This is a genomic window from Amycolatopsis sp. NPDC003861 (assembly GCF_053605405.1).
Genome location: NZ_JBSGJD010000109.1, coordinates 1 through 22,693, shown reverse-complemented (window position 1 = coordinate 22,693; position 22,693 = coordinate 1). Strand labels below are relative to the sequence as shown.

Annotated in this window: 19 protein-coding genes; 14 read left to right on the top strand and 5 right to left on the bottom strand. The window is 73.2% G+C overall.

Annotated features, from left to right (window positions below):
* Positions 1–27: 27 nt before the first annotated feature.
* Positions 28–2,250, bottom strand: coding sequence for an extracellular catalytic domain type 1 short-chain-length polyhydroxyalkanoate depolymerase (locus ACWEVN_RS25515; RefSeq protein WP_452052972.1), 2,223 nt, complete (start codon positions 2,248–2,250; stop codon positions 28–30).
* A gap of 149 nt (positions 2,251–2,399) precedes the next feature.
* Here ACWEVN_RS25515 and ACWEVN_RS25510 point away from each other — a divergent pair, with 149 nt between their 5' ends.
* The 4 genes from ACWEVN_RS25510 to ACWEVN_RS25495 are packed head-to-tail and all read left to right on the top strand — an operon-like array spanning position 2,400 to position 6,463.
* Entirely contained in the window at positions 2,400–3,977 is a 1,578-nt protein-coding gene (locus tag ACWEVN_RS25510) for an alkaline phosphatase D family protein (protein ID WP_449684214.1), read from the top strand.
* A 54-nt stretch (positions 3,978–4,031) separates the two neighbouring features.
* Positions 4,032–4,853 carry a helix-turn-helix transcriptional regulator gene (locus ACWEVN_RS25505; protein WP_449684215.1) on the top strand — a complete coding sequence of 274 codons (822 nt, stop codon included), beginning with the start codon at positions 4,032–4,034 and terminating at the stop codon, positions 4,851–4,853.
* A gap of 30 nt (positions 4,854–4,883) precedes the next feature.
* Entirely contained in the window at positions 4,884–5,747 is an 864-nt protein-coding gene (locus ACWEVN_RS25500) for an oxidoreductase (protein WP_452052971.1), read from the top strand.
* Complete coding sequence (locus tag ACWEVN_RS25495) at positions 5,744–6,463, top strand: SDR family oxidoreductase (protein ID WP_452052970.1); 720 nt, start codon at positions 5,744–5,746, stop codon at positions 6,461–6,463. Before ACWEVN_RS25500 ends, ACWEVN_RS25495 begins: the two co-directional genes overlap by 4 nt.
* 3 nt (positions 6,464–6,466) lie before the next feature.
* On the opposite strand, the gene ACWEVN_RS25490 is transcribed toward ACWEVN_RS25495, so the two are convergent.
* The gene (locus ACWEVN_RS25490) at positions 6,467–7,330 is read right to left on the bottom strand and encodes an NAD(P)H-hydrate dehydratase (protein WP_452052969.1); all 864 of its coding nucleotides are present in this window, start codon (positions 7,328–7,330) and stop codon (positions 6,467–6,469) included.
* A complete protein-coding gene (locus ACWEVN_RS25485; protein ID WP_452052968.1) occupies positions 7,308–8,027 on the bottom strand; it encodes a histidine phosphatase family protein in 720 nt (239 codons plus the stop codon). Before ACWEVN_RS25485 ends, ACWEVN_RS25490 begins: the two co-directional genes overlap by 23 nt.
* An 82-nt stretch (positions 8,028–8,109) precedes the next feature.
* Between ACWEVN_RS25485 and ACWEVN_RS25480 the strand changes: the two genes are divergently transcribed.
* Entirely contained in the window at positions 8,110–9,330 is a 1,221-nt protein-coding gene (locus ACWEVN_RS25480; RefSeq protein ID WP_452052967.1) for a PP2C family protein-serine/threonine phosphatase, read from the top strand.
* Positions 9,331–9,349: 19 nt separating this feature from the next.
* Here ACWEVN_RS25480 and ACWEVN_RS25475 read toward each other — a convergent pair whose 3' ends face one another.
* Positions 9,350–9,733 carry an STAS domain-containing protein gene (locus ACWEVN_RS25475; RefSeq protein WP_449684221.1) on the bottom strand — a complete coding sequence of 128 codons (384 nt, stop codon included), beginning with the start codon at positions 9,731–9,733 and terminating at the stop codon, positions 9,350–9,352.
* Between the two features lie 168 nt (positions 9,734–9,901).
* On the opposite strand from ACWEVN_RS25475, the gene ACWEVN_RS25470 reads away from it, so the two are divergent.
* The 6 genes from ACWEVN_RS25470 (at position 9,902) to ACWEVN_RS25445 (ending at position 17,740) form a co-directional block, all read left to right on the top strand.
* Positions 9,902–10,282: an STAS domain-containing protein gene (locus tag ACWEVN_RS25470; protein ID WP_452052966.1), complete on the top strand. Its 381-nt coding sequence runs from the start codon at positions 9,902–9,904 to the stop codon at positions 10,280–10,282.
* The gene (locus tag ACWEVN_RS25465) at positions 10,282–11,865 is read left to right on the top strand and encodes a PP2C family protein-serine/threonine phosphatase (RefSeq protein ID WP_452052965.1); all 1,584 of its coding nucleotides are present in this window, start codon (positions 10,282–10,284) and stop codon (positions 11,863–11,865) included. Before ACWEVN_RS25470 ends, ACWEVN_RS25465 begins: the two co-directional genes overlap by 1 nt.
* Positions 11,862–12,281: an ATP-binding protein gene (locus tag ACWEVN_RS25460; protein ID WP_449684223.1), complete on the top strand. Its 420-nt coding sequence runs from the start codon at positions 11,862–11,864 to the stop codon at positions 12,279–12,281. The genes ACWEVN_RS25465 and ACWEVN_RS25460 overlap by 4 nt, the downstream gene beginning before the upstream one ends.
* Before the next feature lie 85 nt (positions 12,282–12,366).
* Positions 12,367–16,452 carry a SpoIIE family protein phosphatase gene (locus ACWEVN_RS25455; protein ID WP_452052964.1) on the top strand — a complete coding sequence of 1,362 codons (4,086 nt, stop codon included), beginning with the start codon at positions 12,367–12,369 and terminating at the stop codon, positions 16,450–16,452.
* Positions 16,449–16,751, top strand: coding sequence for an STAS domain-containing protein (locus ACWEVN_RS25450; protein WP_310971500.1), 303 nt, complete (start codon positions 16,449–16,451; stop codon positions 16,749–16,751). Before ACWEVN_RS25455 ends, ACWEVN_RS25450 begins: the two co-directional genes overlap by 4 nt.
* A 257-nt stretch (positions 16,752–17,008) precedes the next feature.
* Entirely contained in the window at positions 17,009–17,740 is a 732-nt protein-coding gene (locus ACWEVN_RS25445) for an ANTAR domain-containing protein (protein ID WP_449684225.1), read from the top strand.
* Here ACWEVN_RS25445 and ACWEVN_RS25440 read toward each other — a convergent pair.
* Positions 17,737–18,147, bottom strand: a complete 411-nt coding sequence (locus ACWEVN_RS25440; protein WP_449684226.1) for an ATP-binding protein — start codon at positions 18,145–18,147, stop codon at positions 17,737–17,739. The two genes, ACWEVN_RS25445 and ACWEVN_RS25440, sit on opposite strands and share 4 nt — an antisense overlap.
* A 122-nt stretch (positions 18,148–18,269) precedes the next feature.
* Between ACWEVN_RS25440 and ACWEVN_RS25435 the strand changes: the two genes are divergently transcribed.
* The 3 genes from ACWEVN_RS25435 to ACWEVN_RS25425 form a co-directional block, all read left to right on the top strand.
* Positions 18,270–21,530: a glucodextranase DOMON-like domain-containing protein gene (locus ACWEVN_RS25435; protein ID WP_452052963.1), complete on the top strand. Its 3,261-nt coding sequence runs from the start codon at positions 18,270–18,272 to the stop codon at positions 21,528–21,530.
* Between the two features lie 13 nt (positions 21,531–21,543).
* Positions 21,544–22,107 carry a DinB family protein gene (locus tag ACWEVN_RS25430; protein WP_452052962.1) on the top strand — a complete coding sequence of 188 codons (564 nt, stop codon included), beginning with the start codon at positions 21,544–21,546 and terminating at the stop codon, positions 22,105–22,107.
* Positions 22,108–22,239: 132 nt separating this feature from the next.
* The coding region (locus ACWEVN_RS25425) for a YbaB/EbfC family nucleoid-associated protein (RefSeq protein WP_452052961.1) at positions 22,240–22,693 on the top strand (454 nt) is incomplete at its 3' end.

The following is a 22,693-nucleotide window of genomic DNA, read 5'->3' as shown; positions in this document are numbered from 1 at the left end:
AGCACCTGGAACCTGTGATCACGACCACTATGGACTCGTGCAGGTCACCGTCGGGTCGGTGAGGTTGCCGCCGTGCTGGACCGTGAAGCCGATGACGTCGCCGCTGCCGTTGGGCTTGGCCGTCAGGACGTAGCCGGTGCTGTCCCACGTTCCCGTGTAGTTCCAGCTGCCGATCACCTTCTGCGGCGAATGGAACGTGATCGTCAGCGTCCAGTTGTTCGTCCCCGACACCGTCACCTGGCCGTTGAAGCCGACGTTCCACTCGGCCGTCCGCGCGTACGCCGCCGAACAGCCGCCAGGCGCCGGGGTCGTAGTGGTGGGCGTGGTGGTGGGGGTGGTGGGCGTGGTGGTGGTCGGCGGGACGTCGCCGTTCAGCGCCTCGAGGACCGCCGTGTAGGCCGCCTTCTTCTGGCCGTTGCCGTCGAACAGCAGCGGTGTTCCCGACGCCCGCCACGAATCCGTGTCGCGGATGCCCCACACCGTGATGCCCGTGCACCGCGTGACCGCCATGCACGCCTCGGTCACCGTGCGGAAGTTGGCCGCCTGCGCCGTTCCCGAGCCCTCGATGTCGAGCTCGGTGAGCTGGACGTCGACGCCGAGGTTCGCGAAGTTCTGCAACGTCGTCCGGTAGTTCGACGGCACCGGGCTGTTGGGGTTGAAGTGCGACTGGAAGCCGACGCAGTCGATCGGCACGCCCCGGGACTTGAAGTCCTGGACCATGCGGTACACGGCCTGGGTCTTCGCCTGGTTCCAGTCGTCGGTGTTGTAGTCGTTGTAGCAGAGCTTCGCGCCCGGGTCCGCCGCCCGCGCGGCGGCGAACGCCGCCTCGATCCAGTCGTTGCCCGTGCGCTGGAGGTTGGAATTGCGCCGGGCGCCGGAACCGCCGTCCTCGAACGCCTCGTTCACCACGTCCCACGCGTAGATCTTGCCGCGGTAGTGGGTCACGACCTGGGTGACGTGGTTGAGCATCGCCTGCCGCAGCGCCGAACCCTCCATGCCCTGCATCCAGCCCGGCTGCTGCTGGTGCCAGGCCAGCGTGTGCCCGCGCATCCGGGCGCCCTGGCTCGTCGCCTGGTTCACGATCCGGTCCGCGTTGGCGTACGAGAACTGGCCCTGCGACGGCTCGGTCGCGTCGATCTTCATCTCGTTCTCCGGGGTGATCATGGAGAACTCACGGCTGAGGATGCCCGTGTACACGCTGTCCGACAGCTTGCTCGCCGAAACCGCCGTGCCGAAGTACCGCCCGCTGCTCGCCGCCGCGCTGCCCAGCGTCGTCCCGGCCGGCGGTGTGGAAGTCGTGGTCGGCGTCGTCGTGGAGCCACCGCTGTTCAGGCCCAGGAACGCGATCGCGTACGCGATCATCCCGTTCTGCGGCAGTGAATGCCCCGCGCCCTGGACGCTGATGCCCTCGACCGGCGCCTGCGTACCGGTGGCACCGTAGCGGGTGCGCGTCCAGCCCGACTGCGGGGCGTCACTCGACGAAGGCGTCTGGCTGACGCCCTGCAGATTGGTCCACTGCTTGATCTCTTCCCCGAAGTTCGGGTAGCGCAGCGTGTCGTCGGCCGTGCCGTGCCACAGCTGCATCCGCGGGAACGGGCCGGTGCGGCCGCCGCTCATCTGGCGGGCCTGGTCGCCCCACTGCTGCGCGGACTTGATCAGCTGGCCGCCCGAGCACTGGCTGTTCCAGCTGGACCCGTCGGTGGTCGCGAAGCAGCCGGCGGGCACGCCCATGAACGCCGAACCGGCGGCGAACACGTCCGGGTACTCCGCCGCGAGCACGTTCGTCATCATCGCGCCCGAGGAGAACCCGGTGACGTACACGCGGGACGAGTCGACGTTGTAGCGCTGCTTGGCCCAGTTGACCATCGACAGGATGCCGACGGGGTCGCTGCCGCCGCCCCGGGACAGCGCCTGCGGCGAGGACACGTCGAAGCACTGCCCGCTGCGGGTGGCCTCCGGGAACACGATGACGTACCCGTACTGGTCGGCCGCCGTGACGTAGTCGCGGGCGTAGCCGTTGAAGATCGCCGACGCCGAGCCGGTGCAGTAGTGGACGGCCACCAGCAGCGCCGGGCGGGCGGCGACGCGGTCCGGGACGTACGTGTACATGTTGAGGTTGCTGGGATTGCTGCCGAAGTCGGTGACCCGCGTCAGGCTCGCCGCGGACGCCGGCTGCGCCGCCACGACCAGCACGATCGACGCGGCGATCGCCAGGACGGCGGCGGAAAGGGCGGTGAGGAGTCTTCGCACTCGAGGGAATCCTTTCCGGGGGCGGGAGCGCAGCTGCGACGATGGTTCGTCGCCGTCCCCCGGCCGGTCAACGATTATCGAAACGTTTCGGGAACTTTCGAGCGGTTCACCGATCGGCCGCGCCGCCGGAGTTCTGGCAGGATTCCGGGATGACCGAGCTCCTGCTGGGCCCGCTGCTGCGGCACGTCGATGCCACCTCGGCGACGATCTGGGTCGAGACGGACGGCCCGTGCGAAGTACGCATCGGCGAGGCCGGTGCCCGGACGTTCGAGGTCGCCGGCCACCACTACGCGCTGGTCGTGCTCACCGGGCTGGAGCCGGGGCGGAGCACGCCGTACGAGGTGCGGCTCGACGGCGCCGTCGTCTGGCCCGAACCGGACGGCGACCTGCCGCCGAGCCGGATCCGGACGCTGGCACCCGGCGATCCCCGGTTCCGGCTGGTGTTCGGGTCCTGCCGCAAGCCGCGGGAGCAGGACGCGCTGGGGCCGGACGCGCTCGCCGCCTACGCCCACCGGATCGCCGGCCTCGACGAGGCCGAGTGGCCGGAGTCGCTGCTGCTGCTCGGCGACCAGGTCTACGCCGACGAAACCACCGACGCGACGCAGGAGTGGCTCGCCACCCGGCGGGACACCGAGCAGCCGCCCGGCCACGAGGTCGCCGACTTCGAGGAGTACTGCCACCTGTACTTCGAGGCCTGGTGCGACCCGGCGGTCCGCTGGCTGCTGTCCACCGTGCCGACGTCGATGATCTTCGACGACCACGACGTCCGCGACGACTGGAACACTTCGCAGGCTTGGCGCGAGAAGATGGCCCGGACGTCGTGGTGGCCGGAGCGGATCCGCGGCGCGCTCGTCTCGTACTGGGTCTACCAGCACCTCGGCAACCTCGGCCCGCGCGAGCTCGCCGAAGACGACCTCTACCAGCAGGTCAGCAAGTCGGGCGAGGACAACGCCGAGCTGCTGCGCGAGTTCGCCGACCGCGCCGACCGGGAGGCCGACGGCGCCAAGGGCACCCGGTGGTCCTACCGGCGCGACTTCGGCCCGGTCCGGCTGCTGGTGATCGACTCCCGCGCCGGGCGGATCCTCGAGGGCGGGCAGCGCTCGATGATCGGCGAGGAGGAGTTCGGCTGGATCGAGGAGCAGGCGTCGGGCGAGTTCGACCACCTGCTGATCGGCACGTCGCTGCCGTGGCTGCTGCCCACCGCGCTGTCGGCCGCGCAGTCGGTCAACGAGCGGCTCTGCGCCCGGCCCGGACTGGTGGGGCGGGCCAGCGAGTGGTTCCGGCAGCTGGTGGACCTGGAGCACTGGCCGGCGTTCCGCGCGTCGTTCGAGCGGCTGGCGAAGCTGATCGCCCGGGTCGCGGACGACGGGCCCGCGTCGGTGAGCGTGCTTTCGGGCGACGTCCACCACGCGTACGTCGCGCAGGCGTGGTTCCCGGGCGGCACCGCGGCGCCGGTCCACCAGCTGACCTGCTCGCCGGTGCACAACACCGTGCCGTGGTACATGAACCGGCTGTTCCGGGCGGGCTGGGCGCGGTCACTCACCAGGGTGAGCGAGTGGCTGGCGCGCAAGACCGGGGTTCCGCCCGCGCCGCTGTCGTGGCACTGCGTGTCCGGGCCGCACTTCGGCAACGCGGTCATGGAGCTGGACGTCGACGGCCGGACGGCCACCGCGACGCTGCTGCGCGCCGACCCGGCCGACGACGAGGAGCCGATCCGGCTGGTCTGAGGGTGGGTGCGCCACGGCCAGGCTCGTGCGCCGATTCCGGGTTAGCCTCGGATCATGGCCAAGGAAAACGCCCTCGGGGAGTTCCTCCGGGCCCGCCGCGAACAGGTGGGTCCCGAGGAGCTCGGCCTGCCCGCGGGCGGGTCGCGCCGGGTGGCGGGCCTGCGCCGCGAGGAGGTGGCGCTGCTGGCCGGCGTCAGCACCGACTACTACGTCCGGCTCGAACAAGGCCGGGAGCGGAACCCGTCGGCGCAGGTCGTCGACGCGCTCGCCCGCGGGCTGGCGCTGGACGACGACGCTGTAGCCCACCTGCACCGGCTGGCCCGGCCGGAGCCGGTCCGGCGCCGGCGCGCCCGGCGGCGTGAGCAGGTCAGCCCGAACCTGCTGCGCCTGATGGACGGCTGGCCGGACACGCCCGCGCTCGTGCTCGGCCGGTGTCTGGACGTGCTCGCGCACAACGCGCTGGGCCAGGCGCTGTTCGCCGGGCACGCCCACAGCGGCGACCTGATCCGCCTGGTGTTCCTGGATCCGGACGCGCGCGAGTTCTACCCGGAGTGGGAGCGCGTGGCCGTGAACACGGTCGGCGGCCTGCGGGCGGCGGCCGGGATCGACCCGGACGACCCGCAGCTCATCGACACGGTCGGCGAGCTGTCGGTCAAGAGCGCGGACTTCCGCCGGCTGTGGGCCCGCCACGACATCCGGCAGAAGACCCGCGAAACCAAGCGGTTCCGGCACCGGCTGGTCGGCGAGCTGGAGCTGAGCTACGAGGCGCTGACCGTGAACAGCGCCCCGGGGCAGCAGCTGATCGTCTACCAAGCCGAGCCGGGCAGCCCGTCGGAAGCGGCGCTGAAGCTCCTGGGCAGTCTCGCCGCTTCCTGAACCCACCTTTCCCACATCCCTCCACAATGGATGGAGTACTTCGTCGTGCCCGAAAACCCGGTCTGGTTCATCACCGGCTGCTCCACCGGCCTCGGCCGCGCCCTGGCCGAAGCCGTGCTCGGCCGCGGACTGCGCGCGGTCGTCACCGCCCGCGATCCGGCGCAGGTCGCCGGCCTCGCCGAAGCGCACGGCGACCGCGCGCTCGCCCTGCCGCTCGACGTCACCGACCACGACCAGGTCATCGACGCCGTGAAACGGGCCGAGACGACGTTCGGCCGGATCGACGTCCTGGTCGGCAACGCCGGCTACGGCTACCTCGCCGCGGTCGAAGAAGGCGAGGACGCGGAGATCCGGAAACTGTTCGACACCAACGTCTTCGGCCTCGCCGACGTCACCCGGGCGGTCCTGCCCGGTATGCGGGCGCGGCGCAGCGGCCACATCGTCACCGTGTCGTCGCTCGGCGGCCTGGCCGCCTTCGGCGCCACCGGCTACTACCACGCGACGAAGTTCGCCGTGGAGGGGTTGTCGGAGTCCCTCGCCGCGGAGGTGGCGCCGCTGGGCATCAAGGTGACCATCGTCGAGCCCGCCGCGTTCCGCACCCACTGGTCCGGCCCCTCGATGCGGCAGTCGGCGGTCCGCATCGACGACTACGCCGAGACCGCGGGCGCCCGCCGGGAGGCGACGCTCGCCACCTACGGCCGGCAGCCGGGCGACCCGGCCCGCGCCGCCGAAGCCATCCTCACCGCCGTCGGCAGCGACGAACCGCCGCTGCGCCTGCTCCTCGGCCGGGCCGCCTACGACATCGCCACCGCCCGGCTCGACGCCCTCCGCTCCACGTTCGACACCTGGCGCGAGACCACCCTCGCCGCCGACTTCCCGGAAGGAACCCTGTGAAGACCGTCCTCATCACCGGCGCCAGCAGCGGCATCGGCCGCTCCACCGCACTCCGCCTGGCCGGCGAAGGCCACCACGTCGTGCTCGGCGCCCGGCGCGAAGACCGGCTGACCGCGCTGGCCAAGGAGATCCACGACGCGGGCGGCACCGCCGACGTCCACCGCCTCGACGTCACCGACCGCGCGGACGTCGCCGCCTTCGCCGACGCCGCCGTCGAAGCGCACGGGCGGATCGACGTCTTCGTCGCCAACGCCGGCGTGATGCCGCTGTCGCGGCTGGACTCGCTGCACGTCGACGAATGGGACCGGATGATCGACGTCAACGTCCGCGGCCTGCTGCACGGGATCGCGGCCGTGCTGCCGCACTTCCGGCGCGCAGGCGCCGGGCACTTCGTGACGATCGCCTCCACCGGCGCGCACGAGGTGGTGCCGACGGCCGCGGTCTACTGCGGCACCAAGTACGCGGCCCGGGCGATCACCGAGGGCCTGCGCCTGGAGGCCGGCCCGGGTATCCGCGTGACGACCATCTCCCCCGGCGTCACCGAGTCCGAGCTGGCCGACAGCATCACCGAACCGGGCGCGCAGGAGGCGATGCGCGCCTACCGCGCGGTCACCCTCCCGGCGGACGCGATCGCCGGGGCCGTCGCCTACGCGATCGGGCAGCCGGACGGCGTGGACGTCAACGAGGTCATCGTGCGGCCCACCGCCCAGCGGTGACGCTCAGCGCTCCAGCTCGGCGATGACGCGCGGGATCTCCGCCACCAGCTCCCGGGCCAGCAGGCCGGTGCTGCCGGTGTCGGGGATCAGGCGCTGGCCGGCCACGGCGTGGACGTGCGTCGCCCAGCAGGCCGCCTGGTCGACGGCCGCGCCCCGGGCGAGGAAGCCGCCGGTCAGGCCGGCCAGGACGTCGCCGCTGCCGGACGTCGCCAGGCCGACGTGGCCGCTGCCGTCGCGCCAGACCCGGCCGTCCGGCGCGGCGACCACGCCCATCAGCAGCACCACACCGCCGTAGCGGCCGGCGATCCGGACCGCCGTCTCGAGGTCGTCGACGTCCTTTTCCCCGCAGCCGTCGAGGAAAGCGGCTTCCACCCGGTTCGGCGTCAGCAGGAGCCGGCCGGACAGGGGCTCCGCGAGGGCCGGGTCCCGGCTCAGCGCGCCGAGCGCGAAGGCGTCCAGCACCACCCGCGCGTCCGGGGCGATCGCCGGCACCAGCCGGCGCAGCAGCTCCTCGGTCTCCGCGACGCCGGTCAGACCGGGGCCGATCACGACGGTGCCGGCGCCGGAGAGCACTTCGGTCAGGCTGTCGTCGGCGGCGATCGCCCCGGTCGGGGTCTCCGGCAGGCCGAACACCGACGACTCGGGCACCGAAACGCCGATCGCGCTCGCGTGCCGTTCGGCGACCGCCAGCTGCAGCGTGCCGGCTCCGGCGCGCAGGGCGGCGGTCCCGGACAGCGCCGGCGCGCCCGGCACGGTCCGGGCGCCGCCGAGCACGAGCACGGTGCCCCGGTCCTCCGCGCCGATCCGCCAGTCCCGCAGCAGGGCCGGGCTGATCGGCGCCGGGTCAGGTGAGCTGCTGCGCGGCATCGTCGTCCGCCGTCGGCGGGGTGTCGGTGGCGTGCAGGTGGCCGACCTCCTGGGCCAGCACCATGGTGAACCCGCCGTCGGCGTCGCGTTCCCAGGCCGTCACCGACCCGTTCGGGACCTCGGTGGCGTTCGCCGCGCGCAGCAGATCGGGTTCGGGCAGCCCTTCGAGCAGGTAGCGCAGGGCGAAGACGGTCATCTCGTGCGCGGCCAGCAGAACGCGCTTTCCGGCGTGCTCCACGCTCAGCTCGGTGAGCAGGGACCGCAGCCGCAGCACGACGTCCGCCCAGGACTCCCCGCCCGGCGGCCGGTAGTAGAACTTGCCCAGCCGCCGCTTGCGCCGCAGCTCGTCGGGCCACCGCTCGGCGACGCCGTGCGAGGTCAGCAGGTCCAGCACGCCGAGCTCCCGGTCGCGCAGCCGTTCGTCCGGGATGATCGGCACGCCGTCGGGCGCGGCCAGCCGCGCGGTGTCCCAGGCGCGGCGGTAGGTCGAGGTGACGACGACGTCCGGCGGGTGCTCGGCGAGGAACTTCCCGGCCGCGGAAGCCTGTTCCCGGCCCAGGTCCGTGAGCGGCACGTCGGCGTCGCGCTCGGCGATCTCGATCACGTCCGCGCCGGCCGATTCCGCCTCTTCCCTGGCCACGTTCCCGGTGCTCTGGCCGTGCCGCAGCACACCCACCCAGTCCAAGTCGACGTTCACGACCGGCTGGTTACCCCGCGGGACCCGCCGTCGAAACCCGGGATGGTTAGGACCGCAAACCAGTTGCGGCTAGGGTCGTTCCATGTCGCGAAGTCTCGACGCCCAGAACCGGCTGCAGCAGCTGGAGGCGATCATCGGCGCTCCGGCCGCGCACCTCGGTCTGGCCGAAATGCTCGCCGAGACGCTCGACCGCCTGCGCGAGGTCATGGCGGTCGACACCGCGACCGTGCTGCGGTACCAGCCCAGCGGCCGCCAGCTGGTGGCGTTCGCCGCGGCGGGCATCGAAGAGGAGGTCCACCAAGGCGTGCGGGTGCCGGTGGGCAGCGGGTTCGCCGGCACGGTGGCGCTCCAGCGCGCTCCGGTGATCCTGGACCACGTCGACGAAACCACCGTCGTGAACTCCCTGCTGTGGGAACGCGGCCTGCACTCCATGCTCGGCGTGCCGATGCTGGCGGGCAGCGAGCTCGTCGGGGTGCTGCACGTCGGTTCGGTCGCGCACCGGGAGTTCGGCGAGCCCGAAGTGGCCACCATGCAGCTGCTCGCCGACCGCCTCGCGATGGCGATCCAGGTGGAGGCCCTGGAGGAGAACCGCACCGCCACCATGGCGCTGCAGCGCAGCCTGCTGCCCAGCAGCCTGCCCGACGTGCCGGGCCTGGACTTCGGCGCCCGGTACGTGCCCGGTGCCGAGACCGGGCTCGGCGGGGACTGGTACGACCTGTTCTCCCTGCCGGGTGACCGGCTCGGCGTGGTGATGGGCGACGTCTCCGGCCACGGCCTCGACGCGGCGGTGATCATGGGGCGGCTGCGCAGTGCCCTGCGCGCCTACGCCCTCGACTCCGAAAGCCCCGCCGAGGTGCTCGCCAAGCTCGACCGCAAGGCCAACCACTTCGAACACGGCGCGATGGCCACGGTGGCCTACGGGATCATCGGCCCGGACCGCGAGGCGCTGACGCTGTCGCTCGCCGGGCACCTGCCCCCGGTGCTCGCCGAGCCCGGCGCGCCGGGCCGGCTGGTGGACTCGCCCCCGGATCCCCCGATCGGGCTGACCATCGGCGTGCCGGAGCGCCGGACGACGGTGGTCGAGCTACCGGAAGACGCCGTGCTGGTGTTCTACACCGACGGCCTGGTGGAGCGCCGGGACCGCCCGGTGGACGTCGGCATGACGCAGCTGGCCGAAAGCTTGCGCGCCGGGGATCCCGAACGAGTCTGCGCGCAGGTGATGGCGACGATGATCGGCAACCGGGCGGCCCAGGACGACGTCGCCGTGCTGGCCATCCGGCGCCGCGCCGTCCCGGCCGGGTGAAGCGGCCGGGACGATCGGGTCAGGACCCGGCGAGCGCCGCTTCGCGGGTCGGGAAGAGCGAAAGGCTCTCCTCCAGCCCGGTCAGCTGGATCGGGCGCAGGGTCGCCCGGCCGGACGCGACGATCCGGACCGCGGTGCCGGTGCCGGCGTTGCGGTGGATGGTCAGCAACGCGGTCAGGCCGGGTGACGCGAGGAACTCGACGCGGGTCAGGTCGACCACCAGCACCGGCGGCTGCGCCGCCAGCGCTTCGTCCGCGGCCTGCACGAGTGCGGGCGCGGTGGTCGTGTCCACGTCTCCGGCGACCTCGACGACGACTGCTTCTCCCTGCTCCGTCCGGGCGATCCGGAACTCCCCGAACGGCACAGCGGTGGCCGAGCTTTCGAGGTGGGTGTGCTCGGTCATGGGTTTTTCTCCTCGCCTTCGGCAGCTCCACCGGGGAACCGGCGGGCGTGCGTGATCACGAAGGCTGTCTGCTCAACCACTGTCAATCATGCCTGCCCGGGCCACCGGCCGCCGTGTCAGCACCCCCTCCGCTTTCGGCCGCCTCTCCCAGCAGGCAAGATGGGCGCCATGGGCGAACGGGACGTGACGGGGGACTCACTCGACGACGCCGCCGGGCCCGCGGGATCGGTCGTGCTGGAGCACCGGGACGGCGTGGCGGTGCTGCGCGTCGAAGGCGCCCTCGACCTCGCACTCGCCCCGAAACTGCGCCAATTGGCCGAACGGGCCGCGCGGCTGCGGCCGTCGCTGCTCGTCATCGACCTCACCGAGGTCACGTTCCTGGCCTCGGCGGGCATGGCCGAGCTGGTCCGGGCGCATCGCGGGCCCGCCGCCTCGGCGCCGCTGCGGGTGGTGGCCACCGGCCGGATCACGCTGCGCCCGCTGGAACTGACCCGGCTGATCGACGAGTTCGCCATCTACCCGTCGCTGTCCGAAGCGCTGGCTCCCTGATGACGTCCCGTTCGGAGTTCGACACGGTCCTCGACGCGGTGCGGGCCGCCTTCGTCGGCGGCGAAGGCGTTCCGGCCACCACCGAGGTCCACGCCCTCGGCGCGGCCGAGGTGCGCGCGGTGCTCGGCGAGCACGTCGCGCGGGCGGTGACCGATCCCGAGGCGCTCGCGGACCTGGTGCCGGGCCAGGAGATCACCCACGCGGTCGCCGTCGCGGCCGACGGCGGCGAGCGCGGCGCATTGGTCTATACCACCGAGAACCTCGGCGGGGTGCCCGCGGCCGTCGCCGCCGCGATCGACGCCGCCACCGCCGGCCTGGCCGCCACCGTCCGGCGGCTGCGGGGCGAAGCCGCGGTCCTGGACGCGCTGCACTCCACCGGCCGGGAACTGACCGCGCAGCTCGACATCGACCGGATCGTGCAGGACGCGACGGACGCGGCCACGAAGGCGACCGGAGCCGGCTTCGGCGCGTTCTTCTACAACCTGATCAACGAGTTCGGCGAGTCGTACACGCTGTACACGATCTCCGGGGTGCCGCGGGAGGCGTTCGCCCGGTTCCCCATGCCGCGCAACACCGACGTGTTCGCACCGACCTTCGACGGCGCCGGCACCGTTCGCAGTCCCGACATCACGAAGGATCCGCGGTTCGGCCGGAACGCGCCCCACCACGGGATGCCGGAAGGCCACCTGCCGGTGTGCAGCTACCTCGCCGTGTCGGTGCTCAGCCCGACCTCCGGCGAGGTGCTGGGCGGGTTCTTCTTCGGCCACCCCGAGCCGGACCGGTTCACCGCGCGGCACGAGTACCTGGCCGAGGGCATCGCCGCCTACACGGCCATCGCGCTGGACAACGCCCGCCTCTACGAGCGCGAGCGCACCCTCGCCACCGAGCTGTCCCGCAGCATGCTGCCGGTCGCCCCGCCCACCCCGGGCCTCGACGTGTTCACCCGGTACCTGCCCGCGGCCACCGGGAGCAAGGTCGGCGGCGACTGGTTCGACGTGATCCGGCTGCCGTCCGGGGCCACCGCGTTCGTCATCGGCGACGTCGTCGGCCACGGCGTCACCGCGGCGACGGTGATGGGCCAGGTCCGCACGGCCATCCGCAGCTACGCCCTGCTGGAGCTGCCGCCGTCGGAGGTGCTGCGCAACGTCTCCGAGCTGACCACCGGGTTGTTCGGCGAAAGCTTCGTGACCTGCTTCTACGCGGTCCACCGGCCCACCGACGGGACGCTCGCCTACGCCAACGCCGGCCACCTGCCCGCGATCCTCATCCGCCCGGGCGAGCCGCCCGAGCAGATCGGCGAGGCATTGGCCCAGCCGCTGGGCGTCGGCTCGGTCTTCCCGCAGCGCACCGCCGGCTTCCCGGTCGGCGCGGACCTGGTGCTCTACACCGACGGGCTGGTGGAAAGCCGCACCCGTGACCTCACGCTGGGCGTCGGATGGCTGCTGGCGGGAATCCCGGGCCTGCTGACCGCCGCCGACCTCGAAACGGCGTGGGACAAGCTCGTCGACGAACTGACGCGCGGACGGCACGACGACGACATCGCCGTGATCCACGTGCGCCACCGCGGAGAGGACAGCCCATGACGGACCCCCTCCAACCCGGCGCGCCCGCTCCCCCGGCCTCCTTCCACCGGCGCACGTCCGCCATCGCCGAACGGCTGCCGGAACTGCGGGAAGCGCTGGCCCGGTGGCTGGCCACGCTGCCGCTGGGCCTCGAACGGCGGGAGGACATCGTCCTCGCCGGCTACGAGGCGATGGCCAACTCGGCCGAGCACGCCTACCCCGCCGGCGAGACGGGCCCGGTCGACGTCCGGGCCGAAGCCCTGCCCGGACGGCTGACCGTGACCGTCACCGACTACGGCACCTGGCGCCCGCCGGTCGCCTCGAACGGGCTGCGGGGCCGCGGCCTGCTGCTCATCGACACCCTCGCCGACCACAGCGCGCAGGTGCACCGCGACGACGGCACCACGGTCACCATGACCTGGCTGACCGGCGGCTGATCACCCGGACGCGGCGTCGCGCGTGTCCGGCGAGGCGGCGCCGGGGCGGGTAGGCTCGGTTTGGGCCGCGTGAACCTGGAGTGTGATGAGCGTCGGGGAAGAGGCCGGCCACCGCGCCGTGTTTCCCGGGACCAGCCGGATGGCCGCCCGGATGCGGGACTTCGACTGGACGTCGTCCCCGCTCGGCGCGCCCCGGGACTGGCCGGCCAGCCTGACCACGGCGGTCCGGATCTGCCTCACCTCCCGCTTCCCGATGATCGTCTGGTGGGGGCCGGAGCTGCGGTTCCTCTACAACGACGCGTACCTGCCGCTGCTGGGCACCAAGCACCCGGCGCTGGACAAGCCGGGCGCGGAGGTCTGGGGCGAGATCTGGCACATCATCGGCCCGATGCTCGACAGCGTGATGACCACCGGCGAGGCGACCTGGTCGGAGGACCTGCTGCTGCCGATGAACCGGCACGGCTACTGGGAAGAGACCTACTGGACGTACTCCTACAGCCCGGTCTACGACGACCACGGCGACGTCCGGGCCGTGTTCACCGCGGTCACCGACACGACCGAGCGCGTGATCGGCGCCCGGCGGCTGGCGACGCTGCGCGAACTCGGCGCGCAGGCCGGCGTCGCCCGGACCGTGGGCGAGGCCTGTGAACTGGTCGCCGGCGTGCTGGGCCGGGCCGGCGCGGACGTCCCCTACGCCGCGATCCACCTCCGGGACGGCGACGGCGAACTCGCGCTCGCGGCCGTCACCCCCGGCGGCGAAGGCGCGGGTGACGCGGCCGCCTGGCCGCTGAAGGACGTTCTCGCCGACGGTGTCGCGCGGACCGTGTCCGGCGGGACGATCGGCGAGCTGCCGCCGGGCGGCTGGTCCACCCCGCCCACCGAGGCGGTCGTGCTGCCGCTGCCCGGCGACGCCGGGGACGCGGCCACCGGCGTGCTCGTGCTGGCGGCGAGCTCCGGGCGCGCGCTCGACGAGTCCTACCGGACGTTCCTCGGGCTGGTCGCCCAGCAGACCACGGCGCTGGTCAACGGCGCCATCGCCTACCGGGCCCAGCAGCAGCGTGCCGAGGAGCTGACCGCGCTGGACGCGGCGAAGACGACGTTCTTCGCCAACATCAGCCACGAGTTCCGGACCCCGCTCACGCTGATCCTCGGCCCCGCCGCCGAGCTGCGGGAGGCCCTCGACGGCGCCGGTGACCGGGTGCGCGAAGAGGTCGACGTCATCCAGCGCAACGCCCTGCGGCTGGGGCGGCTGGTGAACAACCTGCTCGACTTCTCCCGGATCGAAGCCGGCCGGATGCAGGCGCGCTTCGAACCGGTGGACCTCGGCACGTTCACCGCGGAGCTGGCGAGCGTCTTCCGCGCCGCCGTCGAGCGGGCCGGGCTGGTGTTCCAGGTCGACTGCCGCGCGTCGGACCAGCCGGTGCACGTCGACCGCGGGATGTGGGAGAAGGTCGTCTTCAACCTGCTGTCCAATGCGGTCAAGTTCACCTTCGACGGCGCGATCCGGGTGACCAGCACGGCCGAAGCCGGGCACGCCGTGGTCGCGGTGTCCGACACCGGGATCGGGATCGACGCTGCCGAGCTGCCGCGGCTGTTCGAGCGGTTCCACCGGATCCCGTCGGCGCGGGCGCGGTCCAACGAGGGCAGCGGGATCGGCCTGGCGCTGGTGCGCGAGCTCGTCGGCATGCACGGCGGCAGCGTCACCGTGGAGAGCACACCGGGCGCCGGGACGACCTTCCGGGTGCGGGTGCCGCTGGGTACCCGGCACCTGCCCGCCGAGCACGTCGTCGCCGGACCCACGGCCGGCGGGCTCACGGTGGACGCGGAGTCCGCGGAACCGTACGTGCAGGAAGCCCTGCGCTGGCTGCCGGACACCGGTGAGGAGGCCCGGCCCGCGCCCGCCGCGGCCGCGAGTGCGCGGGTGCTGGTCGCCGACGACAACGCCGACATGCGCGACTACCTCGTCCGGCTGCTGCGCGACGACTACGCGGTCACCGCGGTGCGCGACGGCGTCGAGGCGTTCGCCGCCGCCTGCGCCGAGCCGCCCGAGCTGATCATCAGCGACGTCATGATGCCGCGGCTGGACGGCCTCGGCCTGCTCGCCGAGCTGCGCGGCGACCCGCGCACCGCCGCCGTGCCGGTGCTGCTGCTCTCGGCGCGGGCCGGGCAGGAAGCCGCCGTCGACGGCCTGGCCGCCGGAGCCGACGACTACCTCGTGAAGCCGTTCTCGGCGCGGGAACTGCTCGCCCGCGTCCGCACGACCGTCCAGCTGGCGAGGCTGCGGACCCAGCACACCCGGTGGCGCGCGGCGATGATCGACTCGCTGCAGGAAGGCTTCTTCGTCTGCGACGCCGAGGGCCGGGTCGTCGAGATCAACGCGGCGTTCACCGAACTGCTCGGCTTCGGCACCGACGGGCTGCCCTACGCCCCGCCGTTCCCGTGGTGGCCGGACTCCGGCGCCGACTCCGCCGCCCACCGCCAGGTCGCCGAGGCGTCCGAGCACGCCTGGGGCCAGCGCACCGGCAGCCTGGTCCTGCCGATGCGGCACCGGGACGGGCACCGGGTCTGGACCGCGATCGCCTACAACCAGCTGCACGACGACGAGGGCCGCCGCCGGGTGGTCGGCACGGTCCGCGACGTCACGGCCGAGCGCTACGCCGTGCAGCGCGAAAGTGCGCTCGCCGCGATGAACCAGCGCCTGACCGGCATCAGCGGGGCACCGGAAGTCCTCCGCACGGCGCTGGCGCTGCTGCGCGAACTGTGGGACGCCCAGCGCGTCCTCGCGGTGACCTGGCCCCAGGACGGCGAGCCGGAGCTCGCGTCCACCGATCCCGCCGACCGGCGCTGGGCGGACCTCACCGCGCCGCTGCGCGAGACACTCGACCACGTCCGCTCGCTCCCGGCGTTGCACGCGACCCCGGCCGACAGCGGCGCGGGCACCACCGTCGACCACCCCGGCGGCCGGCTGACGCTCTGGGTCGAGCCCGCGCCGGACCGCCCGCTCGGCACCGAGGACCGGACGTTGCTGGCGTTGCTGGGCGGGACGCTGGCGCACGCCCTGCGCCGTGCCCACCGCGACGACCGGCAGCGGGAGGTGGCGCTGGCCCTGCAGCGCTCGATCCTCGGCCCCGCTCGGCTGCCCGACGGCTTCGCGGTGCGCTACGAGCCGGCGAACCCGCCCCTGGAGGTCGGTGGCGACTGGTACGACGTCGTCCCGCTGGCCGGCGACCGGATCGGCATCGTCGTCGGCGACTGCGTCGGCCGGGGGCTCGCCGCGGCCGCGGTGATGGGCCAGCTGCGCAGCGCCTGCCGCGCGCTGCTGCTGGAGGCCAGCAGCCCGGCGCACACCCTCGTGGCGCTCGACCGCTTCGCCTGGCGCCTGCCGGGAGCCCTGTGCACCACCGTGTTCTGCGGCGTCCTCGACCCGGCCACCGGCACGCTCACCTACAGCAGCGCCGGGCACCTGCCCGCCACCCTGGTGCACCTCGACGGCCCGGCGGAGCAGCTCGACGCCGGCAGCAGCGTGCCGCTGGCCGTCCGGGTCGCGGAACCGCGTCCGGAGGCCACCGCGGTGGTGCCGATCGGCTCGCTGCTGATGCTCTACACCGACGGCCTGGTGGAGCGGCGCCGCGAGCCGCTCGACGACGGCATGGACCGGGCCACCAAGGTCGCCCACGACACGCGGGAAGTGGAACTCGACGACGTCGCCGCCGCCCTGATGGACCGGCTCCGCCCGGACAGCGGCTACGAAGACGACGTCGCCCTGCTGCTCTACCGCAGATCGGTGCCCGCATTGGACTTCGAATTCGCCGCCCACCCGGACCACCTCGCCTCGACCCGGCACTGGCTGCGGGCGTGGCTGGCCAACGCGGCCCTCGAGCCGGACCTCGCCCAGGACGTGCTGGTCGCGACCGGTGAGGCTTGCGCGAACGCCGTCGAGCACGCCTACGGTGCAGGCACCGGGGCGACCGCGCACCTGGCGGCCCGGCTCACCGGCGCGCACCTGGTCGTCACGGTGACCGACCGGGGGCACTGGAAGCAGCCGCCGCCGGACAACCACGTGCTGCGCGGACGCGGTGTGCCGATGATGGAAGCGCTGGCCGACGCGGTCGCCTTCCGGCACGACGAGTCCGGGACCACCGTCACGCTGGAATGGAGGATCGGTTCGTGACGACGGCACTCACACTGGTCGGCGGCCCGGGTGACGACGGCGACCGGGTCCTGACCGTCACCGGTGAGATCGACATGGGCAACGCCGCGGAGTTCGGCGCGGCGCTGGACCGCGAGCTGGCCGCAGGCCCCGCCGTCACCGTGGACCTCACCGGGGTGACCTACCTCGACAGCGCCGGCATCGCGGTGCTGTTCGACCGGGCGGGCGAGCACGACCTCCGGCTGCTCGCGCCGCGGCTGCTCGACCGGGTGCTGCGCGTGTCCGGGCTCACCCAGGTCACGAAGGTCATGGTCCGCTGAACGGTTGACCTCGGGCACACGGGGTAAGCGGCCCGCAGCGACGGTGCGTCGGGTGGGTTGTGCTGCCGTCCGTCGCGAGGTGGCCCCCGGCGCCCAACCCACGACGTTCAGCAGCGAGCGACGGGCCGGGTGCCACCGCCCTCTTCCCGGATCCGGTGTTGCGGATCGCGCCGCATACGCGAGTAAGGTTCTGCCGTTCCGTTGAAGCAGCAGCGGTCCGGTACGAGCCGCCGCCGTCCGGGACGGGAGATGATCGAGTGACCGGTGAACCGATCCTGCCCGAGGACCTCGACGAACTGACCGCCGCGATGGCGGACCTCACGGGCGCTCTGGAGAGCGAGCCGACCGAAGCGGAGATCCTCGACGCCGTCTGCGCCGAAGCCGTCCGGGCCGTGCCCGGCGCCGACATGGCGAGCATCACCGCGATCCGCGACGGCGAGCCGACGACCGCGGCCGCCACGGACGAGCGGGCCGTCGAGATCGACCGGGCCCAGTACGCGGCGGGCGCCGGCCCCTGCCTGCAGGCCGCGGAAACCGGCGAGATCGTCCGGGTGCCGCTGGCGACGGCCGGGGCGGCGTGGCCCGAGTTCACCGCGCGGGCCCTGGACCTCGGCGTCGGCAGCTACCTCGCCGCGCCGCTGCGCGTGGACGAACACCTGTCCGGGGCGCTCAACCTCTTCGGCTACGGCAACCACGGCTTCGCGGAGACCGACTCGCGGCTGCTGCAGCTCTACACCACGGTCGTCTCGTTCGGGCTGCGCACGACCCGGCGCTACCACCACGCCCGGCAGCGGGCCGTCGAGCTCGAAGCGGCGATGCGATCGCGGGCGGTGATCGAGCAGGCCAAAGGGATCCTGATGGCCGTGCACCGGATCAGCGCCGACGACGCGATGAAGCGGCTGGTCACCGAGTCGCAGCGGACCAACGTGAAACTGCGGGACATCGCGGCCCGGTTCGTCGAAGACCTGTCCTCGGCGCAGTCGCCTTAAGCGGTGCGGCGGGCCGGGAACGGCCAGGTGAGCGTGATGACCGTGCCGCCGTCGGTCGAGCGGAGGTCGAGCCCGTCGACCAGGGCCTGGATCAGGCGCAGCCCGCGGCCGCCGTCCGCGCGCTCTTCCAGGGTCGTCCAGCGGCCCTGGTCGGCGACGGTGACGATCAGCACGTCCTGGTCGATCCGGGCGCGGACGTCGATCAGCCCCGGGCGGCCGTGATAGGCGTGGTCGAGCACGTTGGCCATCGCTTCCCAGCACGCCAGCACGACGTCGTCGGCCTGGCGCCCGACTTCGTCACCCGCCCGCCGCCGCAACCAGGACACCAGGTGCCGGCGCAAGCTCGGCAGCGTCCGTGGCGAAATCGTGCCGCGGTACCGCCATCCGTCCGATCCCAGCTCTTCCACGTTCACCTCCTCGGGGGACATCTGGTTTGCTACCCACGGGTTCGGATTCTCAATCACCGATAACGGCATCCGGGCACCGTTCGGACCTGGTGCGGCCCGGGCGGCCGTGATCGGATGGGCGGATGATTCGGTCGACGTCGTCCGTGGTGTTGTGCGCGGTGCTGGCCGCGACCCTCCTGCCCGCCCCCGCGGCCACCGCGGCACCGGCGCCGGGACCGGGCGCCCTCTCCCACTTCGGCCTGGCCCGCAAGGACTGCCTGGGCACCGCGCGGAACACGGCGAGCAAGGCGTGGTTCACCGTGGCGGGCGGCGTGCTGTCCGACGTCTACGCGCCGGTGATCGACAACACGAACGTCGAAACGCTGCAGTTCGCGGTCACCGACGGGCGCAGCTTCACCGACCTGCAGGCGCGGGACATGACCTACACGGTCCGCACGAGCGCGGGCGGGATGGCCTGCGAGGTGACGTCGACCCCGCGCAGTGGCCGGTACCGGCTGGTCACCGAGTACCTGACCGACCCGGCCCGGACCGGGGTGCTCATCCGCACCCGGCTGGAGCCGCTGAAGGACTCCGGCCGGGACCTCAAGGTCTACGTGCGGTTCGACGCGAGCATCAACGGCAACGGCGGAGGGGGCCCGGCCAACGGCGGCGGCGACACCGCCACCGTCGACGCGGCGACGTCCGCGCTGGTCAGCGCCGACAGCAACACGGTGTCGAGCGCACCGGCCCGCGACTACGGCACCCCGCTGGCCGCCGCCCTGCGCGCCGACCGCCGGTTCCTCAGCACGTCCAGCGGGTTCGCCGGCACCGCCGGCGACGGGCTGGCCCAGCTGGACCGCGAGCACCGGCTCACCGACACGACGTCGTCGGCGGCGGACGGCAACGTCGTCCAGACCGCGCAGCTGGACCTGCAGCCGCGCCGCCCGGCCGTGCTGGCGCTCGGCTTCGGCGCGGACGCCCGGGCCGCGGTCGCCACCGCAGGGGCGAGCCTGCGCACGCCGTTCGAGGCGAGCTACCGCCAGTACGCGCGCGAGTGGCGCGACTACGACAATGGGCTGATCCCGTTGCGGGGCAAGGATTCCGACGCGTACTACCAGTCGGTCAACGTGCTGAAGGCCAGTGAGGACAAGACGTTCCCGGGCGCGGTCGTCGCGTCGCTCGGCAGCCCGTGGGGCCAGGCGGTGCCGGCGGGCGACGCGCCCGGCGGCAAGCCGGTCTACTTCGGCTCCTACCGCGAGATCTTCGCCCGCGACCTCTACGAAAGCTTCTCGGGCCTCCTGGCCGCCGGTGACCGCGAGACGGCACGGGCGAGCGTCCGGTGGCTGTTCACCCGCCAGCAGCAGCCGGACGGCCGCTTCCCGCGCAACTCCATGCTGAACGGCAAGAAGGCACCCGACTCCGGCGGCGACCAGCTCGACGAGAGCGCGTACCCGATCCTGATGGCGCTGCAGGCCGGGCTCGACCGCGACCGGACGCTGTACACCGACCACATCCGCGCGGCCGCGGACTTCGTCGTCGCGCACGGCCCGGCGTTCGGGTCGGAGCGCTGGGAGGAACAGGGCGGCTACTCCCCCTCGACGATCGCCGCGGAGATCGCCGGGCTCGTCGCCGCGGGCGTGATCGCCGAGCGCAACGGCGACCGGGCGCGCGCGGACGTCTACCGGGCCACGGCCGACCACTTCCAGCGCAGCGTCAAGGGCTGGACCGTGACGTCGAACGGGCCGTACGGCGGCCGGTACTTCCTGCGGCTGACCAAGAACGGCGACCCGAACTCCGAGTGGTTCTACAACCTGGGCAACGGCTCGATCGACGCCGACCAGCGCGCGGTCGTCGACGCCGGGTTCCTCGAACTGACCCGCCTCGGCGTGCTGCCCGCGAACGACCCCGACGTCGCCGCGTCGCTCGCCGTCGTGGACCGCGTGATCAAACGGGACACCCCGGCCGGGCCGGGCTGGTACCGCTACGGGACGTCGGCGGCGGGCAGCGAGGACGGCTACGGCGACTGCTACGAGCCGGACCCGACGAACTGCGGCCCGACGGGCGCGCCTTGGCCGTCGACGAACACCGGGTCCGGGCACCTGTGGCCGGTGCTGGCCGGCGAACGCGGCGAGCAGGCGGTCCAGACCGGCGACCGGGCCGGCGCGGCCGCCCTGCTGCGGGCGATGCGGGCCCAGACGAACGGGACGGGCCTGATCCCCGAGCAGATCTGGGAGAACCCGGCGCTGCCCGCGTCCCCGTACGGCACGGACCCGAAAACGGCGTCCATCGGCTTCACCCCGGGGCAGTCCGTCGGCTCGGTGGCGCCGCTGAGCTGGGCGCAGTCGCAGTCGGTGCGCCTGGCCCGGGCCCTGGCCGACGGCCGGCTGCCCGAGCAGCCCGCCGAGGTCCGCGCGCGGTACGCCGCCGCTCCGGCCGCCTTGCCGGTGACGCTCGACGCGCCCGCGTCGGTGTCCACGGCGACCGCGCAGGTCAGCGGGACCGCGCCCGCGGGCAGCCGCGTCGACCTCGCCGTCTCGGCCACCGACGCGGGCACGACCACGGTGCTGTCGACCCGCGCTTCGGCGGCCGGGACGTTCACCGCGACGGTGCCGACGCCGCTCGGCGCGAACGTCGTCACGGCGACCGCGACCGGCGCCGGAACGGGGTACGCGCAGAAGACGATCAGCTCGGACTTCGTCACCGGAACGGTGCTGCTGGACACGACGGACCCGGACGGCGACGACAACGGCCCGGGAACGTACACGTACCCGACGGCGGGCGACTTCCACGCGGGCGCGTTCGACCTGCAGCGGTTCCAGATCATCGATTCGGGCAGCACGCTGGTGTTCCGGGCGCAGGTCCGCGACCTGTCGCCGACGTTCGGCTCCCCGCTGGGCGCCCAGCTCCTGACGATCTACGGCCACGACCCGGCGGCGACGGCCACGTCCACCGCGGCGCCGTTTCCGAGCCGGGCGTACACGATCGCCTCGCAGGACGCGTGGAGCAGGCGTATCGAGGTCCAGGGCTTCGCCGACCCGGCGCTCGTCGACGCTTCGGGCGCTTCGCTGGCCACGCCGTCGGTGCAGGCTTCGCAGGCAACGCGGTACATCACGGTCAGCGTGGCGAAGTCGGCCTTCGGGACACCGGGACCGGGCTGGACGTTCGCGGTGGTGCTGACCGGCCAGGACGGCAACTCGCCGGACCAGGCCCGGCCGTTCACGCCGACGGCGGGCCAGTACACGTTCGGCCTGTGCGCGGCGGGCGGAACGGCCCCGATCTGCGCCGCCAACCCGGCGACCGCGCCGAAGGCGTTCGACGTGCTGACGCCGTCCGGCGTGGACCAGCAGCTCGAGCTGGACCCGACGCGCGGCCCGGTTTCGGTGCGCGGGGTGCCCGTGGGCTGACAAGCTGGCGGCCATGATCGACGAGTTCGCGAAGAACTACCTGCACGGCGACCTGCGCGAGGTGCGAGAGGAGCTGCTCGGGAAACTGGACGGCCTCGGCGAGTACGCCGTCCGCCGTCCCCTGACCGCGACGGGGACCAATCTGCTCGGCCTGGTCAAGCACCTGACGCTGACCGAGGCCCGGTACTTCGGCGACGTCTTCGGCCGGCCGTTCCCCGAGCCGCTGCCCCGGTGGGACGACCTCGCGGCGCGCGGCACGGACATGTGGGCGACGGAGCACGAGTCGCGTGCGGAGATCATCGCCCGCTACCGCCGGGCGTGGGCCCACTCCGACGCGACGATCACCGAGCTGGCCGTCGACGCGCCGGGGCACGTGCCCTGGTGGCCGCGTCCGGACGTCCTGCTCTTCAGCATCCTGGTCCACGTGCTGACCGAGACGAACCGCCACGCCGGCCACGCGGACATCCTGCGTGAGCACCTGGACGGCACGACCGCGTCGGACCGGGACGCGAGCTTCTGGGAGGCCCGGCACGCCGAGGTGGAGCGGGCCGCCCGGGCGGCCGAAGGTCCACAGTAGAGGGCACAAGGGCACCATCGAGGGAACAACGAGGCATACTCCCCGTTAACGCCGGACGACCATCCGGTGTGCGCTAACCTGGCCGATCAAGGCGTCCGGCCGAGTGCGCCGGCGCTTCGAGGAGTCGATCCAGTGCAACCGAACCTGGGGCCAGGCGAAGATTTCCAGCTCCTGCTCGAGCGGCAGGTCCGGGAAATGCAGTCGAAGGCGGCCGCGCTGAACGAAGCGCTCTCGGCGGCCGGGGCGACGGTCCGCACCCGCGACGGCTCGGTCACGGTGACCCTGGCCCCGAACGGCGCCCTGACGAACCTCGAGCTCGGCCACCGGGCGTGCGAGCTGGGCCCGGCCCGGCTGACGGCGGCGATTATGGGCGCGGTGCGCGACGCCCAGCGCCAGACCGCCCGCGCCGTCGCGGATTCCTTCGCCACGATCAACGGCGACGGCGAGTCGACCGCGATGGTCCGGTCCTTCCTCCCACCGGACCCGCCGCCGGACGGCGACTTCGCGACGCCGGAGAGCGCCGAGCCCACGCCGCCGCCCCCGGCCGTCCCGCCGTCGCCGCCGTCCGCGCCCCGGCGCCGTCCCG

Coding starts and splice junctions, on each gene's coding strand:
- ACWEVN_RS25510 (WP_449684214.1), top strand. CDS start 2,400: ATGACCGAGCTCCTGCTGGGCCCGCTGCTGCGGCACGTCGATGCCACC.
- ACWEVN_RS25505 (WP_449684215.1), top strand. CDS start 4,032: ATGGCCAAGGAAAACGCCCTCGGGGAGTTCCTCCGGGCCCGCCGCGAA.
- ACWEVN_RS25500 (WP_452052971.1), top strand. CDS start 4,884: ATGGAGTACTTCGTCGTGCCCGAAAACCCGGTCTGGTTCATCACCGGC.
- ACWEVN_RS25490 (WP_452052969.1), bottom strand. CDS start 7,330: ATGCCGCGCAGCAGCTCACCTGACCCGGCGCCGATCAGCCCGGCCCTG.
- ACWEVN_RS25480 (WP_452052967.1), top strand. CDS start 8,110: ATGTCGCGAAGTCTCGACGCCCAGAACCGGCTGCAGCAGCTGGAGGCG.
- ACWEVN_RS25475 (WP_449684221.1), bottom strand. CDS start 9,733: ATGACCGAGCACACCCACCTCGAAAGCTCGGCCACCGCTGTGCCGTTC.
- ACWEVN_RS25470 (WP_452052966.1), top strand. CDS start 9,902: ATGGGCGAACGGGACGTGACGGGGGACTCACTCGACGACGCCGCCGGG.
- ACWEVN_RS25465 (WP_452052965.1), top strand. CDS start 10,282: ATGACGTCCCGTTCGGAGTTCGACACGGTCCTCGACGCGGTGCGGGCC.
- ACWEVN_RS25460 (WP_449684223.1), top strand. CDS start 11,862: ATGACGGACCCCCTCCAACCCGGCGCGCCCGCTCCCCCGGCCTCCTTC.
- ACWEVN_RS25455 (WP_452052964.1), top strand. CDS start 12,367: ATGAGCGTCGGGGAAGAGGCCGGCCACCGCGCCGTGTTTCCCGGGACC.
- ACWEVN_RS25435 (WP_452052963.1), top strand. CDS start 18,270: ATGATTCGGTCGACGTCGTCCGTGGTGTTGTGCGCGGTGCTGGCCGCG.
- ACWEVN_RS25430 (WP_452052962.1), top strand. CDS start 21,544: ATGATCGACGAGTTCGCGAAGAACTACCTGCACGGCGACCTGCGCGAG.